Below are 15,820 nucleotides of genomic sequence, written 5' to 3'. Positions count from 1 at the left end.
TGATTACGTTATGGAACTGATTTTTCTCGGTACGTCCGCTGGAGTGCCAACCCGATCACGAAATGTGACCGCGATTCTGCTGGATTTGCAGCACCCGACGCGGGGTGGATTATGGCTTTTTGACTGCGGTGAAGGGACACAGCATCAGCTGTTACATACCCCGTATCATCCCGGCAAACTGGATAACATTTTCATTACCCATCTGCATGGCGACCATCTGTTTGGCCTGCCTGGTCTGCTGTGCAGCCGCTCAATGGCGGGCAATGCCAACCCGCTGACGATTTACGGGCCTGCGGGTATTCGGGAATTTGTCGACACCACGCTGCGCCTGAGCGGCTCATGGACAGATTATCCCCTGGAGGTGGTGGAGATAACCGCCGGTCTGGTGCTGGATGACGGGGTTTATCGGGTGACAGCCCAACCCCTGAGCCATCCGGTGGAGTGCTATGGTTATCGCATTGAGGAGCAGGATAAACCCGGCGCGCTCAATGCGTCGGCGTTACTGGCCGACGGAATAAAACCCGGGCCGCTGTTCCAGCGTCTGAAGCAGGGCGAAACCGTGACGCTGGAAGACGGGCGCGTCATCAACGGGCAGGATTACCTCGCCGCCCCGCAGCCCGGGAAAAAACTGGCGATTTTTGGCGACACGGCCCCGTGCCCGGCGGCGTTGCTGCTGGCGCAGGGTGTGGATCTCATGGTGCATGAAGCCACCCTCGAGGCGGTGATGGAAGAGAAAGCCAACAGCCGGGGCCATAGCTCTACGCACCAGGCGGCGCAGCTTGCGCATGACGCGGGCGTCGGGAAACTGATCGTCACCCATGTCAGCTCGCGCTACGATGCCCGGGGCTGTGAACGCCTGCTGGCAGAGTGCCGTGAACGGTTCCAGGAATGTGAGCTGGCCGAAGATTTCGCTAAGGTCAGCGTTTAGTCCTTCATTTTTCTCTCAGAGTGCCGATAACGATTAAAAGGTCAGCATTTCTCTCGAGGGTAGAATGGATAATTTCCAGAAAGATATTGATGACAGGGCGAATCTCACCCTGTCGAACCGTTTTGAACTGTTGCTGTTCCGTCTTGGCACCTCTCTGAACGCAAATAAATCCGAGCTGTTTGGCATTAACGTCTTTAAGCTGCGTGAAATTGTGCCGATGCCAGAGTTCACGAAACCCGCCGGGATGAAATCACCGCTGATGGGCATGGTGAATATTCGCGATCAGGTTATCCCGGTAATCGACCTGGCTGCCGTGGCGGGCTGTAAGCCAACCACCGGGCTGAACATCCTGCTGATCACGGAATATGCCCGCAGCGTGCAGGCTTTTGCGGTGGAATCCGTTGAGAACATCATGCGTCTTGACTGGAAGCAGGTGCACGCGGCGGAAACTGCCGTCAGCGGGCGGTACATCACCAGTATCGCTTGTCTGGATGAGAAGACCGATACCAATGAGCTGGCGATGGTGCTCGACGTTGAGCAGATCCTGTATGACATCACCCCGGCCAACCACGACCTGCATGCCACGGATCTGAAGACCACGAAATTCCACATCAAGCCCGGTGCCGTCGCGATTGTCGCCGAAGACTCAAAAGTGGCACGCTCGATGCTGGAAAAAGGTCTGCAGGCGATGGAGATCCCGGCGCAGCTGCATATCACCGGCAAAGACGCATGGGAGAAAATTAGCGTGCTGGCGGCGCAGGCTCAGGCTGAAGGTGTTCCGATTACCGATAAGATTGCACTGGTGCTGACCGACCTGGAAATGCCGGAGATGGACGGCTTTACCCTGACGCGTAAAATCAAAACCGACCCGCTGTTGAAAGATATTCCGGTGGTGATCCACTCTTCCCTCTCCGGCAATGCTAACGAAGATCATATTCGCAAGGTGAAAGCCGACGGTTACGTGGCAAAGTTTGAACTCAATGAACTCTCGTCAGTCATTGAAGAAGTCCTGGATCGGTCAATGAAGAAGATTGACGGTCCGCTGATTAGCCGTAAACAGCTGGCTTAACTTTCAGCAGGCTCACGCCTTCCCGACAGAGCAAGGGCGCAGCCAACAAAAAACCCGCCGAGGCGGGTTTTTTTATTCACTGCGGTCAAACAGCAACGTGATTACATCAGCGGCATCGCGTGCTGCACGATGGTGATCAGCGGCTGTGGATAGATACCGAAGATCAGTACCAGCAGCGCGGAGATCAGTACCACGATACCACCGGCGCTGTACTGCCAGTTACGCGGCGCATCGCGGTTCAGCTGCTGAGGTGCACTCAGATACAGACTCACGGCCACACGCAGGTAGTAGTAGAGACCGATTGCAGAGCCGATCACCACGCCCGCCGTCAGCCACCACAGGTGTGCCTGCACACCCACTGCCAGCACGTAGAACTTACCGATAAAGCCCAGCGTCATCGGAATACCCGCCAGAGAGAGCATCATTACTGTCATAACGGCGGACAGAATCGGACGGTGCCAGAACAGACCACGGTAGGAGAACAGGGAATCTGCATCCGGACCACGGTACGGGCTGGACATCAGGCTCACCACGCCGAACGCGCCGAGGCTGCTGAACAGGTAACCGGCCAGGTAAACACCGACGGTCTCCATCGACATCTCACCGCTCTGCAGCGCAATCAGTGCCACCATCAGGTAGCCCAGATGGGAGATAGATGAGTAGCCCAGCAGACGTTTAATGTTGGTCTGGCTCAGCGCCATCAGGTTACCGAAGATGATGGAAGCAAACGCGATGATGCCCAGCACCACGCGAACCGCTTCGCTGTCACCCACCGGCGCATACAGGAACAGACGCATCACCACCCCGAAGATAGCGATTTTGCTCGCCGTCGCCAGGAAGGTTGAGACAGGAGCAGGCGCGCCCTGGTAGACGTCTGGCGTCCACAGGTGGAACGGAACCAGAGAGAGCTTAAAGCCAAGGCCAACAATCATCATGCCCAGACCCGCCAGCAGCAGCGGTTCGTGCAGCATACCGTCGCCGAGGCTCTTGCCGAGCGCCATGAAAGAGAGATTACCGGACTGTGCGTACAGCAGCGCGATACCAAACAGCAGGAAAGACGACGCGGCAGCAGACAGAATGGTGTACTTGATGCTCGCTTCCAGAGAACGTTTCTGACGGAAGGCGTAACCAATCAGACCGAACAGCGGCAGAGAGATAAGCTCAATACCGAGGAACAGCGCAGCCAGATGGTTCGCATTCGCCAGCAGAATACCGCCCAGCGCGGCAATCAGTACCAGCAGGTAAAACTCTTCTTTGTTGTCGTTGTAGCCTTCCAGCCATGGGTACGCAAACGTACAGGTTGCCAGGCTCGCCAGCAGAACCAGACCCGAGTACAGCATGGCATAGCCGTCAACGCGCATCAGTGGAGTGACGTCCATCGCCCCGCCCTGGCCAACAAACCAGAGAGAGACTAATGCGGCGTTCAGACCGATGACCGACAGCGTGGCATTCAGGAAGTGATTGCGTCGCCACGCAATGGAGAGCATCACAACCACCACCGTCAATCCGACGATCAGCAGCGGTAGCAGCGCGATCAGTTGTTGTGGAGTTATTGTCATGGCGAATTACGGCCTTGTAGTAGAAGCAGAATTAACAAACCACTGCTGGATATTCCCCATCGCGGAGTGCGAGGTATCCAGAATTGGCTGCGGGAAGAAGCCCAACAGCACCAGCAGTACGACCAGCAGCAGGATGATGAACAGCTCACGCAGCGACATCCCCGGCAGTTCTTTTGCAGCAATTTCGCTCTTCGCTTTACCGAAGTAAGCGCGATGCAGCATCGCCAGCGAGTAAACGGAAGCGAACACCAGACCAAAGGTGGAGATCACGGTAATGACCGGCACCACTTTGAAGCTGCCGAACAGAATCATAAATTCGCCGACGAAGTTACCGGTGCCTGGCATACCCAGCGTGGCCACCGCGAAGAACATAGAGAGCGCTGGCAGCCATTTAATTTTGCTCCACAGACCGCCCATCATACGCATGTCACGGGTGTGAAGACGTTCGTACAGCTGACCACACAGGATGAAGAGACCGGCTGCGGACAGACCGTGCGCAATCATCTGGATAACCGCACCCTGGTAAGCCAGCTGGCTGCCGGTGTAGATGGCAATCAGTACAAAGCCCATGTGGGAAACGGAGGTGTACGCAATCAGACGTTTAATGTCGTACTGCGTGAAGGCCATCCAGGCACCGTAGAAGATACCGATCACACCAAGCCACATCGCAATTGGCGCGAACTCAGCGGACGCATTCGGGAACAGCGGCAGAGCGAAACGCAGCAGACCGTAGGCCGCGGTTTTCAGCAAGATCCCCGCCAGGTCAACGGAACCCGCCGTTGGCGCCTGTGAGTGCGCGTCTGGCAGCCAGCCGTGCAGGGGAACCACCGGCATTTTCACCGCGAAGGCAATGAAGAAGCCCAGCATCAGCAGGTATTCCACACCGTGAGACATCGGGGTCTTCAGCAGGTCTTCATAGTTGAAGGTCCAGATACCGGTCGCCGTATGGTGAACAAACACCAGCGCCAGAATCGCAATCAACATCACCAGACCGCTCGCCTGGGTATAGATGAAGAACTTGGTTGCCGCCGTGATACGCGTTTTACCGTCGGACGCCTTATGGCCCCACAGCGCGATCAGGAAGTACATCGGCACCAGCATCATCTCCCAGAAGAAGAAGAACAGGAACATGTCGATGGCAAGGAACACGCCGATAACGCCGCCCAGGATCCACATCAGGTTCAGGTGGAAGAAGCCCTGGTATTTTTCAATTTCTCGCCAGGAGCACAGTACCGCCAGAACGCCGAGCAGACCCGTCAGCACCACCATCAGCAGCGACAGACCGTCGATAGCCAGGTGAATGGTTATCCCAAAACGCGGGATCCACGGCAGAATAAATTCAGACTGCCACTGCGGAATCCCCGCAGACTGCGTCAGAGAGTAGCCACCCTGCAACCACAGTTGCAGACCAAGCGCGAGCGTCAATCCCATGGTGATCAGCGCGATCCAGCGCGGCATCTTCACGCCAAAGCGTTCAGTCTGCCAGCACAGGAAGCCGCCGATGAAGGGAATTAATATTAGCCAGGGTAGTAACATGGCGATTTACATTCCTTTTTAAGGCCCCCAGCAGGGGCCTGATTTTCAACGAATTCGAATAAAATTCACTTAACGATCAACGCAACACCATCAGCAGCGCCAGCACGACAACCGCACCGATGCTCATGGACGCCACATACCAGCGCAGGTAACCGTTCTCGCTGAACAGCAGGCCTTTACCTGCAAAGCGGGAAAGGATCGCCGGGATATTCATCAGGGAGTTCAGCGGATCGCGTTTCAGCAGCCACGCAATGCCCAGGAACGGCTTGACGAAGATCATGTCGTACAGCCAGTCGAAGCCCCACGCGTTGTACCACCAGGTCCCCAGCAGGCGGCCTGGCGCACTGTTGGCAACGGCAGTCACCAGCGTACGTTTGCCCAGCCACAGCCATGCTGCGATCAGGATGCCCGCGATAGCGACCACACCCGAGGTGATTTCAAGCGTCAGAACGCGACCGTGCTCAAGCTCGGTGGTGTCCGGCAGTACGCCCTGCAGCGGTGGCACAATCAGTGCGCCAACGAAGGTGGAGAGTACCAGCAGCACAATCAGCGGCAGGTGATGAGTAATCCCCTTCCCTGCGTGAGCGTGAATTTGTTCTTTACCGTGGAATACGATGAAAATCATACGGAAGGTATACAGGGAGGTCATGAACGCACCGACCAGACCCGCAACCATCAGATTGATATGACCATTCGCCATGGCACCGGCAAGGATTTCGTCCTTACTGAAGAAGCCCGCGGTAATCAGCGGCAGTGCCGCCAGCGCCGCGCCGCCCACCAGGAAGCAGACATAAACCAGCGGAATGGACTTACGCAGTCCGCCCATCTTGAAGATATTCTGCTCGTGGTGGCAGGCCAGAATCACGGAACCGGATGAGAGGAACAGCAGCGCTTTAAAGAACGCGTGCGTCATCAGGTGGAAAATGGCTGCGTCCCATGCCTGAACACCCAGTGCCAGGAACATATAACCAATCTGGCTCATGGTGGAGTACGCGAGAACGCGTTTGATGTCGGTTTGCACCAGCGCGGCAAAGCCTGCCAGCACCAGCGTTACCGCACCAACGATACCCACCAGATGCAGAATTTCCGGCGTCATCAGGAACAGACCATGCGTACGCGCAATCAGGTAGACCCCAGCGGTAACCATGGTTGCGGCGTGGATCAGCGCGGAGACAGGCGTTGGACCTGCCATCGCGTCGGCCAGCCATGTCTGCAACGGCAGCTGCGCGGATTTACCCACGGCACCACCCAGCAGCATCAGCGTTGCCCACCACAGCATGTCATTGCCGGCAGCGAAGTGCGCTGGCGCCAGTTCTACCATTTCGCGGAAATTCAGCGTGCCCAGTTCGTTGTAGAGAATGAACAGCGCGAAGGCGAGGAAGACGTCACCCACACGGGTCACGACAAACGCTTTCATGGCCGCTGCGCCATTCTTCGGATCGGTATAGTAGAAGCCGATCAGCAGATAAGAGCAGAGACCCACGCCTTCCCAGCCGAGATACATCAACAGCAGGTTATCGGCCAGCACCAGAACAACCATGCTCGCGATAAACAGGTTGGTGTAGGCGAAGAAGCGGGAGTAACCCTCTTCACCACGCATATACCAGGAGGCAAACATGTGGATCAGGAAGCCCACGCCGGTTACCACGGAGAGCATGGTCAGAGAGAGACCATCCAGCACCAGGTTGAAACCGATGTTGAAATCACCGACCGACATCCAGGTCCACAGCGGTACGCTGAAGGCCTGACGCCCGTTATTAAAGAAGTCGATACCCGCATACGCTGTCACCAGCGCAGCCAGACCCACAGAGCCCATGCCGACGGTAGCGGACAGATTCTCAGACCAGCGGCCACGAGAAAACGCCAGCAGCACGAAGCCAATCAGCGGAAAAATAATGGTTAAGGCAAGCATGTTCATCCACGCAACTCACTTACTGAATCGATGTTCAGGTTCTGGCGGCGACGATGGAGCTGCAGTAACAGCGCCAGGCCAATACTCGCTTCGGCAGCCGCGAGGCTGATGGCGAGAATGTACATCACCTGACCATCGGTCTGGCCCCAGTAGCTTCCGGCGACCACGAAGGCCAGCGCGGAGGCGTTAATCATGATTTCCAGACCGATCAGCATAAACAGCAGATTGCGGCGGATAACCAGACCGGTTAAGCCCAGAACGAATAAAATCGCAGCGAGGATCAGTCCATGTGTTAAGGGGATCATGCGCGTTCCTCCGTTTTTCTTTTCGCGCGGTCGTCAGTGCGGTTGCTCAGCAACTCACCAGCACGCTCTTCGCGGCCAACGTGGAAGGCAACAACCAGGCCCGCCAGCAGCAGCATAGAGGCCAGTTCAACCGCCAGGACGTATGGGCCAAACAGCGTAATACCCACCTCTTTAGCGCCGATTGGCGTGCCGTCGATGCCCTGATCATTCACGCCCAGAATGGCGTAAACAATGACCACCAGCATGATGGCCGACAGGATCGCCGGGCCAATCCAGACCTGCGGTTTTAACCACTGACGTTCCTGCTCAATTTCAGAGCCGCCCAGGTTCAGCATCATCACCACGAAGACGAACAGCACCATGATGGCCCCGGCGTAAACGATGATCTCCAGCGCACCAGCAAAGTGCGCGCCCAGCGCAAAGAACACCCCGGAAATAGCCAGCAGCGAGATAATTAAGTACAGCAGCGCATGCACCGGATTGGTGTGCGTAATCACTCGCAGCGTAGCCAGGATGGCGATAAGGCCACAGATATAAAAAGCGAATTCCATTGCCCTCTCCTTACGGTAACAGGCTCTTGACGTCGATAGGCTTAGCTTCGTTCTCTGCTTCGCCCTTATCTTTGCCGTCGATTGCCATACCCGCCATCCGGTAGAAGTTATATTCCGGGTATTTGCCCGGACCGGAAATCAGCAGATCCTCTTTCTCGTACACCAGGTCCTGACGCTTATACTCACCCAGTTCGAAGTCCGGGGTCAGCTGAATCGCCGTGGTTGGGCACGCTTCTTCACACAGACCGCAGAAAATGCAGCGTGAGAAGTTGATGCGGAAGAACTCAGGATACCAGCGGCCATCTACCGTCTCTGCTTTCTGCAGAGAGATACAGCCCACCGGACACGCTACCGCACACAGGTTACAGGCAACGCAGCGCTCTGAACCGTCCGGATCGCGCGTCAGCACGATACGGCCACGGTAGCGCGGCGGCAGATATACCGGCTCTTCCGGGTACATCCGGGTTTCGCGTTTGGCAAACGCGTGCAGGCCGATCATCCAAATACTGCGTACCTGAGTGCCGAAACCTACCAATAATTCTTTTAAGGTCATGGTCTATAGCCCCTTATGGCTGCTGCCAGAGAATGACAGCCGCCGTTACCAGCAAGTTGATGAGCGTCAGCGGCAGGCACACTTTCCAGCCGAAGGACATTACCTGGTCATAACGCGGACGCGGTAACGCTGCGCGAATCAAAATGAACATCATCATGAAGAACGCGGTTTTCAGCGCGAACCAGATGAACGGCGGTAAGAACGGGCCATGCCAGCCACCAAAGAACAGCGTTACCATCAACGCGGAAATGGTGACAATACCGATGTACTCGCCCACGAAGAACAGACCGAATTTCATACCGGAATATTCGATGTGGTAACCGTCGGCCAGTTCCTGTTCGGCTTCTGGCTGGTCAAACGGGTGACGGTGACACACCGCCACGCCCGCGATAGCAAAGGTAATAAAACCAAAGAACTGCGGGATAACGTTCCAGATGTCAGCCTGGTTGTTGACGATGTCGGTCATGTTGAATGAACCGGCTTGCGCCACCACACCCATCAGGGAAAGCCCCAGGAATACTTCGTAGCTCAGCGTCTGCGCAGAAGCACGCATCGCACCCAGCAGGGAGTATTTGTTGTTACTGGACCAGCCCGCGAACAGCACCGCATACACGGCGAGGCCTGCCATCATCAGGAAGAACAGAATGCCAATGTTCAGGTCAGCCACCACCCAGGTCGGGCTGACAGGAACAATCGCGAACGCCAGCAGCAGCGAGGTAAAGGCGATCATCGGTGCCAGAGTAAAGATCACGCGGTCCGAGAAGCGCGGGATCCAGTCCTCTTTAAAGAACATCTTGATCATGTCCGCTACCAGCTGGAGTGAACCACCCCAGCCCACGCGGTTCGGTCCGTAACGGTTCTGGAACAGACCGAGCAGACGACGTTCACCAAAGCTCATGAACGCGCCACAGGTGACGACCACCAGCAGGATAACTATCGCTTTCAGAATGCTCAGCAGGATGTCGATAAGATCCGGCGTTAACCAACTCATGCTTTTGCCTCCTGCAGATTATCAAGACGCGCACCCGCCAGTACCGGCGCGATGCCAGGCATACCCATCGGCAAACCCACCTGCCCTGCTGTCAGCCTTTCAGAGATAATCAGCGGCAAGCTGATTGTCTGGCCATCATAGCTAAAGGCGATGTTCGCACCCGCGTTAACGCCAAGCTTCGCGGCATCTGCCGGGTTAAGCTTGATGTACGGCTGCGGCATGCGGCTCTGGAATACCGGAGAACGCTGGGACAATTCGTCACTACCGAACAGATGGTAGTACGGCGCAATACGCCAGTTCCCTTCCTGCGCATGGAAGCTCGCCGGCACGGTGGTGAAGAAGTCCAGACCGGTGTCGGAAGCTTCAATCAGACGCACGCCCGGGTCACCGTGGCGCAGAGAGCCGCCCACTTCAGCCTGGAATTTGTTCCATGCCTGCGGGGAGTTCCAGCCTGGTGCCCATGCGAACGGAACCTGAGAGCGCGGTGCAGACGGCTGGTTGTTCCCTTCCATTGAGAAGGCAAACATCGTGTCTTTATCCTGCGGCTGACGAGGTTCGTGAACGCTGATGTTGGCACGCATCGCGGTACGACCGCTGTAACGGTGCGGTTCACGCGCCAGTTTCTGGCCACGAATACGGAAGCTTGCGTCAGGAGCCGCATCTTTGATGCCAGCCAGCTGAGGCAGTTTTTCCACGACCGCGTCGATAACATGGTCGAGCTGCGTCCAGTCCACTTCACGGCTCTGAACGGTGCTGTGCAGAGAGTGCAGCCAGCGCCAGCTTTCCAGCATTATGGTGTTGCTGTCGTAGTACGCCGGGTCATACACCTGGAAGAAACGCTGTGCGCGGCCTTCGTTGTTGATAACCGTACCGTCGCTTTCCGCGAAGCTTGCCGCAGAGAGCACCAGGTGCGCTTTGTCCATGATCGCGGTGCGCTGATGGTCAATAACCATCACCAGCGGCGCTTTGGAGAGCGCTGCGTCAACGCGTGCGGCAGAAGCATGGCGATGCAGGTCGTTTTCCAGCACCACAACGGCGTCAGCGGCACCGGATTCCAGTTCGCTTAACGCAGCTTCCAGAGAGCCACCGCCAATCATTCCCAGACCGATGCTGTTCACCGCACGGGCAATCATGGTCACGCCAACGTCTGCACCACGGCCTTTCAGCGCTTTAGCCACGTTCGCGGCAGCCTGAATGATCTCCGCGCTACCGGCGTTAGTCCCGGAAACAATCAGGGGTTTCTTCGCACCCGCCAGGGCCTGAACAATCACATCAACCTTGTTCTGCAGGTCGCGATCGAGACCTTCAACGGCCGGAGAATTGCTGTCCAGCGCATGAGCAATCGCAAAGCCAAGACGGGCCTGATCTTCAACCGGCGCGCAGTAGGTCCACGCCGCGATATCGTCCAGACGCGTGTTGTCGACGTTTGTCACAAACAGAGGATGCTTCGCACGCTGACCGATGTTGAGGATTGCCGCAATCTGCCAGTCAGCCACTTTCTGAGCCGCCGCCATTTCACGAGCTTTACCTTTGACCGCCTGACGAACCGCCAGGGCAGCGCGAGCGCCGGTCTGCGTCAAATCTTCACCCAGCACCAGAACCGCATCATAAGATTCAATTTCACGCAGCGCTGGGGTGTGAATACCGCCTTCACGCAGCACTTTCAGTACCAGCTGCAGACGTTCCTGCTCGCCCTGAGCGATACCGGTGTAGAAGTTTTCCGCCCCAACCAGCTCACGCAGCGCGAAGTTACTTTCGATGCTGGCGCGCGGGGAGCCGATACCGATCACTTTCTTCGACTGGCGCAGAATATCTGCCGCGCCCTGCATCGCCTGTTCAGCGTTCAGGGTGATGAAGTCATCACCACGGCGTTGAACGGGCTGACGTGGACGGTCTTTCAGGTTCACGTAGCCGTAGCCGAAACGACCGCGGTCGCACAGGAAGTAATGGTTAACGGTACCGTTATAACGGTTTTCAATACGACGCAGTTCGCCATAGCGTTCACCCGGGCTGGTGTTACAGCCCAGCGAACACTGCTGGCAGATGCTTGGTGCAAACTGCATGTCCCACTTACGGTTGTAACGCTCGGAGTGGGTTTTATCGGTGAAGACGCCGGTTGGACAAATCTCGACCAGGTTACCGGAGAATTCGCTTTCCAGCGTACCGTCTTCCGGACGACCGAAGTAGACGTTGTCATGCGCGCCATACACGCCCAGATCTTGTCCGTCTGCGTAATCTTTGTAGTAACGCACGCAGCGGTAGCAGGCGATGCAGCGGTTCATTTCGTGAGAGATGAACGGCCCCAGATCCTGGTTGCGGTGGGTACGTTTGGTAAAGCGATAGCGACGGAAGCTGTGACCGGTCATTACGGTCATATCCTGAAGGTGGCAGTTACCGCCCTCTTCACAGACCGGGCAATCGTGCGGGTGGTTGGTCATCAACCATTCCACAACGCTTTCACGGAACTGTTTGGCTTCTTCGTCATCAATCGAAATAAAAGTGCCTTCGGTGGCTGGCGTCATACAGGACATCACCAGGCGACCACGCGTGTCTTCCGCGTTTTGATATTGCTTCACCGCGCACTGGCGGCAAGCACCGACGCTGCCCAGCGCCGGATGCCAGCAAAAATACGGAATATCAAGGCCGAGCGACAGACAAGCTTCCAGCAGGTTGTCCGCCCCGTTGACCTCATACTCTTTGCCGTCTACATGAATCGTAGCCATTAGCATGCTTCCAGTTGGCTCAGTCGTAACTGAGCGTTAATCAAAATTCTGTTTTACCAGCGCGCTTTCAGCAGGTTCGGCTGAATCCCATTGATTGCATGGGTATTGCTGAACGGCTGCTTGATGCCTGCTTCGAATTCGTCGCGGAAATATTTAATCGCGCTCTGCAGTGGCTCAACGGCGCCTGGTGCGTGGGCACAGAAGGTTTTCCCTGGGCCCAGGAATCGACACAGTTGCTCAAGTGTCTCGATATCGCCAGGCTGGCCTTCGCCACGTTCGATAGCACGCAGGATCTTCACGCTCCACGGCAGACCATCACGGCACGGTGTACACCAGCCGCAGGACTCGCGGGCAAAGAACTCTTCGAGGTTACGCACCAGCGATACCATGCCGATCTCGTGGTCGACGGCCATCGCCAGCGCCGTACCCAGACGGCTGCCTGCTTTACCAATGCTTTCGAATTCCATCGGCAGATCAAGATGGGCCTCGGTCAGGAAGTCGGTCCCTGCACCGCCTGGCTGCCAGGCTTTGAATTTCAGGCCATCACGCATGCCGCCAGCGTAGTCTTCAAGAATTTCACGTGCGGTGGTGCCAAACGGCAGTTCCCAGACGCCAGGGTTCTTCACACGACCGGAGAAGCCCATCAGCTTGGTACCGGCATCTTTACTGTTCGAGATGCCCTGATACCACTCCACGCCATTGGCGAGGATTGCCGGGACGTTACACAGGGTTTCGACGTTGTTTACACAGGTCGGTTTACCCCAGACGCCAGAGCTTGCCGGGAACGGTGGCTTGGAACGTGGGTTCGCACGGCGGCCTTCCAGGGAGTTAATCAGTGCGGTCTCTTCACCACAGATATAACGCCCTGCCCCGGTGTGCACGAACAGCTCGAAGTCAAAACCGGTGCCAAGGATGTTTTTACCCAGCAGGCCCGCTTCAGTGGCTTCGGCAATCGCGCGACGCAGGTTTTCAGCCGCTTCGATGTATTCACCGCGCAGGAAGATGTAACCCCGGTACGCTTTCAGCGCGAACGCGGAGATCAGCATGCCTTCCACCAGCAGGTGCGGCAGCTGTTCCATCAGCAGGCGGTCTTTATAGGTGCCCGGTTCCATTTCATCAGCGTTACACAGCAGGTAACGGATGTTCATGGATTCGTCTTTTGGCATCAGGCTCCACTTCAGACCGGTGGAAAAGCCTGCGCCGCCGCGCCCTTTCAGGCCAGCGTCTTTGACCGCACTGACGATGTCGTCCGGCGCCATGCCGCCCAGGGCTTTACGCGCACCGGCATAGCCGTTTTTGCTCTGGTATTCGTCGAGCCATACCGGCTGTTTGTCATCACGCAGACGCCAGGTCAGTGGATGAGTTTCAGCAGTACGAATTACAGTTTTCATTTGTACTGCTCCAGCAGGTCAGGAATGGCTTCCGGCGTCAGATAACTGTGAGTATCCTCATCAATCATCATGGTCGGCCCCTTGTCGCAGTTCCCCAGGCAGCAGGTTGGCAGCAGCGTAAAGCGGCCATCGAACGTGGTCTGGCCTGGCTTGATATTGAGTTTTTTCTCAATCGCTGCCTGAATGCCCTGATAACCGGTAATGTGACAAACCACGCTGTCACAGTAGCGGATCACATGGCGACCCACCGGCTGACGGAAGATCTGGCTGTAGAACGTGGCTACGCCTTCTACGTCACTTGCCGGAATGCCCAGCACTTTTGCGATCTCATAGATCGCCCCATCCGGCACCCAACCACGCTGTTTCTGTACGATTTTCAGCGCTTCAATGGACGCCGCACGTGGGTCTTCGTAGTGGTGCATCTCGTGCTCAATAGCGGCACGTTCTGCTTCACTCAGCTCAAAAGCCTCGGTTTGTGGTTGTTGATTCTCGTGCATAATTAGCGGTCCACATCTGACATAACAAAATCGATACTACCCAGATACACAATCAGGTCGGAGACCAGACTGCCGCGGATGGCGGACGGGATCTGCTGCAGGTGCGCAAAGCTTGGTGTACGCACGCGGGTACGGTAGCTCATGGTGCTGCCGTCACTGGTCAGGTAGTAACTGTTAATACCCTTGGTCGCTTCAATCATCTGGAAGGATTCTTGCGCCGGCATAACCGGACCCCAGGAAACCTGCAGGAAGTGGGTGATCAGGGTTTCGATATGTTGCAGCGTGCGCTCTTTCGGCGGCGGCGTCGTCAGCGGGTGATCCGCCTTGAACGGGCCTTCCGGCATGTTGTTGAGGCACTGCTCAAGGATGCGCAGACTCTGGCGCAACTCTTCAACTTTCAGCATCACGCGGGTGTAGCAGTCGGAAACACCGCCGCCAACCGGGACTTCGAAGTCGAAGTTTTCATAGCCAGAGTAAGGACGGGCTTTACGCACGTCGAAATCAATACCGGTTGCGCGCAGACCCGCACCTGTCGTACCCCACTCCAGCGCTTCTTTCGCACCGTAGGCTGCAACGCCCTGGGAACGGCCTTTCAGGATGGTGTTACGCAATGCGGCTTTCTCGTAAGAAGCCAGACGTTTTGGCATCCAGTCGAGGAATTCACGTAGCAGACGCTCCCAGCCGCGCGGCAGATCGTGTGCCACACCGCCGATACGGAACCAGGCCGGGTGCATACGGAAACCGGTGATGGCTTCTACCAGATCGTAGATTTTCTGACGATCGGTAAAGGCAAAGAAGACCGGTGTCATCGCGCCAACGTCCTGAATGAACGTGGAGATATACAGCAGGTGGCTGTTGATACGGAACAGTTCGGAGAGCATCACGCGGATGACGTTAACGCGATCCGGTACGGTGATACCTGCCAGTTTCTCAACGGCCAGCACGTAAGGCATTTCGTTTACGCAACCGCCGAGGTACTCAATACGGTCGGTATACGGAATGTAGCTGTGCCAGGACTGACGCTCGCCCATCTTCTCAGCACCACGGTGGTGGTAACCGATGTCCGGTACGCAGTCGATAATCTCTTCGCCATCAAGCTGAAGAATAATACGGAAAGCACCGTGAGCAGAGGGGTGGTTTGGACCGAGGTTGAGGAACATGAAGTCCTCGTTTTCCGTCCCGCGTTTCATGCCCCAGTCTTCCGGCTTGAAGGTCAGCGCTTCCATCTCCAGATCCTGCTTGGCTTTCGTCAGCTCAAACGGGTCGAATTCAGTCGCACGTGCCGGGTAGTCTTTACGCAGCGGGTGGCCGGTCCACGTCTGCGGCATCATGATGCGCGTCAGATGCGGGTGGCCGTCGAAGGTCATCCCGAACATTTCCCAGGTTTCACGCTCATACCAGTTAGCGTTCGGGAAAAGTTTAGTGATCGTCGGCAGATGCATGTCGTTTTCAGACAATGCCACCTTGAGCATGATATCCGTATTACGGTCTATTGAGATCAGGTGGTAGAAAACGGAAAAATCCGCAGCAGGGAGACCCTGGCGGTGCGTACGCAGACGTTCATCCATGCCGTGTAAGTCAAACAGCATGACGTAAGGTTTTGGCAATTTCTTGAGGAAATCGACCACTTCCAGTAATTGCTCACGCTTCACCCAAACAACGGGTACCCCGGTGCGGGTCGCCTGAACAGTAAAGGCATCCGGCCCAAAACGGTTGCGCAGTTCGCCAATGACAGGGTCATCCAGATGATCCCGTGTTTGCCAGGCGGCTTCTTGCGCGGTTAAGTCGGTCATATTGTTCACCAT

Annotated in this window: 13 protein-coding genes; 2 read left to right on the top strand and 11 right to left on the bottom strand. The window is 56.4% G+C overall.

Going from position 1 to position 15,820, the window contains the following annotated elements; genetic code table 11:
* The first annotated feature begins 10 nt into the window (after positions 1-10).
* Complete coding sequence (rnz, locus tag ACMVME_RS06870; protein WP_068794838.1) at positions 11-928, top strand: ribonuclease Z; 918 nt, start codon at positions 11-13, stop codon at positions 926-928.
* A gap of 64 nt (positions 929-992) precedes the next feature.
* The gene (locus tag ACMVME_RS06865; protein ID WP_014170989.1) at positions 993-1,997 is read left to right on the top strand and encodes a chemotaxis protein; all 1,005 of its coding nucleotides are present in this window, start codon (positions 993-995) and stop codon (positions 1,995-1,997) included.
* A gap of 101 nt (positions 1,998-2,098) precedes the next feature.
* Here the strand turns inward: ACMVME_RS06865 and nuoN are convergent, their stop codons facing one another.
* The 11 genes from nuoN to nuoC form a co-directional block, all read right to left on the bottom strand.
* The gene (gene nuoN, locus ACMVME_RS06860; protein WP_014170990.1) at positions 2,099-3,556 is read right to left on the bottom strand and encodes an NADH-quinone oxidoreductase subunit NuoN; all 1,458 of its coding nucleotides are present in this window, start codon (positions 3,554-3,556) and stop codon (positions 2,099-2,101) included.
* Between the two features lie 6 nt (positions 3,557-3,562).
* A complete protein-coding gene (nuoM, locus tag ACMVME_RS06855) occupies positions 3,563-5,092 on the bottom strand; it encodes an NADH-quinone oxidoreductase subunit M (RefSeq protein ID WP_014170991.1) in 1,530 nt (509 codons plus the stop codon).
* A gap of 76 nt (positions 5,093-5,168) precedes the next feature.
* Positions 5,169-7,010 carry an NADH-quinone oxidoreductase subunit L gene (gene nuoL, locus ACMVME_RS06850; RefSeq protein WP_014170992.1) on the bottom strand — a complete coding sequence of 614 codons (1,842 nt, stop codon included), beginning with the start codon at positions 7,008-7,010 and terminating at the stop codon, positions 5,169-5,171.
* Positions 7,007-7,309, bottom strand: a complete 303-nt coding sequence (gene nuoK / locus ACMVME_RS06845; RefSeq protein ID WP_003861496.1) for an NADH-quinone oxidoreductase subunit NuoK — start codon at positions 7,307-7,309, stop codon at positions 7,007-7,009. The genes nuoL and nuoK overlap by 4 nt, the downstream gene beginning before the upstream one ends.
* Positions 7,306-7,860 carry an NADH-quinone oxidoreductase subunit J gene (gene nuoJ / locus ACMVME_RS06840; protein ID WP_014170993.1) on the bottom strand — a complete coding sequence of 185 codons (555 nt, stop codon included), beginning with the start codon at positions 7,858-7,860 and terminating at the stop codon, positions 7,306-7,308. The genes nuoK and nuoJ overlap by 4 nt, the downstream gene beginning before the upstream one ends.
* A gap of 10 nt (positions 7,861-7,870) precedes the next feature.
* Positions 7,871-8,413 carry an NADH-quinone oxidoreductase subunit NuoI gene (gene nuoI / locus ACMVME_RS06835; protein ID WP_003861491.1) on the bottom strand — a complete coding sequence of 181 codons (543 nt, stop codon included), beginning with the start codon at positions 8,411-8,413 and terminating at the stop codon, positions 7,871-7,873.
* Between the two features lie 13 nt (positions 8,414-8,426).
* A complete protein-coding gene (gene nuoH, locus ACMVME_RS06830) occupies positions 8,427-9,404 on the bottom strand; it encodes an NADH-quinone oxidoreductase subunit NuoH (protein WP_014170994.1) in 978 nt (325 codons plus the stop codon).
* Positions 9,401-12,127: an NADH-quinone oxidoreductase subunit NuoG gene (nuoG, locus tag ACMVME_RS06825; RefSeq protein ID WP_032678612.1), complete on the bottom strand. Its 2,727-nt coding sequence runs from the start codon at positions 12,125-12,127 to the stop codon at positions 9,401-9,403. Before nuoG ends, nuoH begins: the two co-directional genes overlap by 4 nt.
* 53 nt (positions 12,128-12,180) lie before the next feature.
* The gene (gene nuoF / locus ACMVME_RS06820) at positions 12,181-13,518 is read right to left on the bottom strand and encodes an NADH-quinone oxidoreductase subunit NuoF (RefSeq protein WP_014170996.1); all 1,338 of its coding nucleotides are present in this window, start codon (positions 13,516-13,518) and stop codon (positions 12,181-12,183) included.
* On the bottom strand, positions 13,515-14,015 hold the full coding sequence (nuoE, locus tag ACMVME_RS06815) for an NADH-quinone oxidoreductase subunit NuoE (RefSeq protein WP_014170998.1): 501 nt from the start codon (positions 14,013-14,015) through the stop codon (positions 13,515-13,517). The genes nuoF and nuoE overlap by 4 nt, the downstream gene beginning before the upstream one ends.
* Positions 14,016-14,017: 2 nt before the next feature.
* Entirely contained in the window at positions 14,018-15,820 is a 1,803-nt protein-coding gene (nuoC, locus tag ACMVME_RS06810; RefSeq protein ID WP_251858776.1) for an NADH-quinone oxidoreductase subunit C/D, read from the bottom strand.

Source organism: Enterobacter cloacae complex sp. 2024EL-00711 (genome assembly GCF_047529885.1).
In the GTDB taxonomy this organism is placed as follows: domain Bacteria; phylum Pseudomonadota; class Gammaproteobacteria; order Enterobacterales; family Enterobacteriaceae; genus Enterobacter; species Enterobacter ludwigii.
The sequence above is the reverse complement of the archived record's forward strand: the minus strand, read 5'-3'. Positions and strand labels throughout refer to the sequence as shown.

What these genes read in the sequence shown, in the direction of transcription:
- rnz (WP_068794838.1), top strand. Translation starts at nt 11, where the DNA reads ATGGAACTGATTTTTCTCGGTACGTCCGCTGGAGTGCCAACCCGATCA.
- ACMVME_RS06865 (WP_014170989.1), top strand. Translation starts at nt 993, where the DNA reads ATGGATAATTTCCAGAAAGATATTGATGACAGGGCGAATCTCACCCTG.
- nuoN (WP_014170990.1), bottom strand. Translation starts at nt 3,556, where the DNA reads ATGACAATAACTCCACAACAACTGATCGCGCTGCTACCGCTGCTGATC.
- nuoM (WP_014170991.1), bottom strand. Translation starts at nt 5,092, where the DNA reads ATGTTACTACCCTGGCTAATATTAATTCCCTTCATCGGCGGCTTCCTG.
- nuoL (WP_014170992.1), bottom strand. Translation starts at nt 7,010, where the DNA reads ATGAACATGCTTGCCTTAACCATTATTTTTCCGCTGATTGGCTTCGTG.
- nuoK (WP_003861496.1), bottom strand. Translation starts at nt 7,309, where the DNA reads ATGATCCCCTTAACACATGGACTGATCCTCGCTGCGATTTTATTCGTT.
- nuoJ (WP_014170993.1), bottom strand. Translation starts at nt 7,860, where the DNA reads ATGGAATTCGCTTTTTATATCTGTGGCCTTATCGCCATCCTGGCTACG.
- nuoI (WP_003861491.1), bottom strand. Translation starts at nt 8,413, where the DNA reads ATGACCTTAAAAGAATTATTGGTAGGTTTCGGCACTCAGGTACGCAGT.
- nuoH (WP_014170994.1), bottom strand. Translation starts at nt 9,404, where the DNA reads ATGAGTTGGTTAACGCCGGATCTTATCGACATCCTGCTGAGCATTCTG.
- nuoG (WP_032678612.1), bottom strand. Translation starts at nt 12,127, where the DNA reads ATGGCTACGATTCATGTAGACGGCAAAGAGTATGAGGTCAACGGGGCG.
- nuoF (WP_014170996.1), bottom strand. Translation starts at nt 13,518, where the DNA reads ATGAAAACTGTAATTCGTACTGCTGAAACTCATCCACTGACCTGGCGT.
- nuoE (WP_014170998.1), bottom strand. Translation starts at nt 14,015, where the DNA reads ATGCACGAGAATCAACAACCACAAACCGAGGCTTTTGAGCTGAGTGAA.
- nuoC (WP_251858776.1), bottom strand. Translation starts at nt 15,820, where the DNA reads ATGGTGAACAATATGACCGACTTAACCGCGCAAGAAGCCGCCTGGCAA.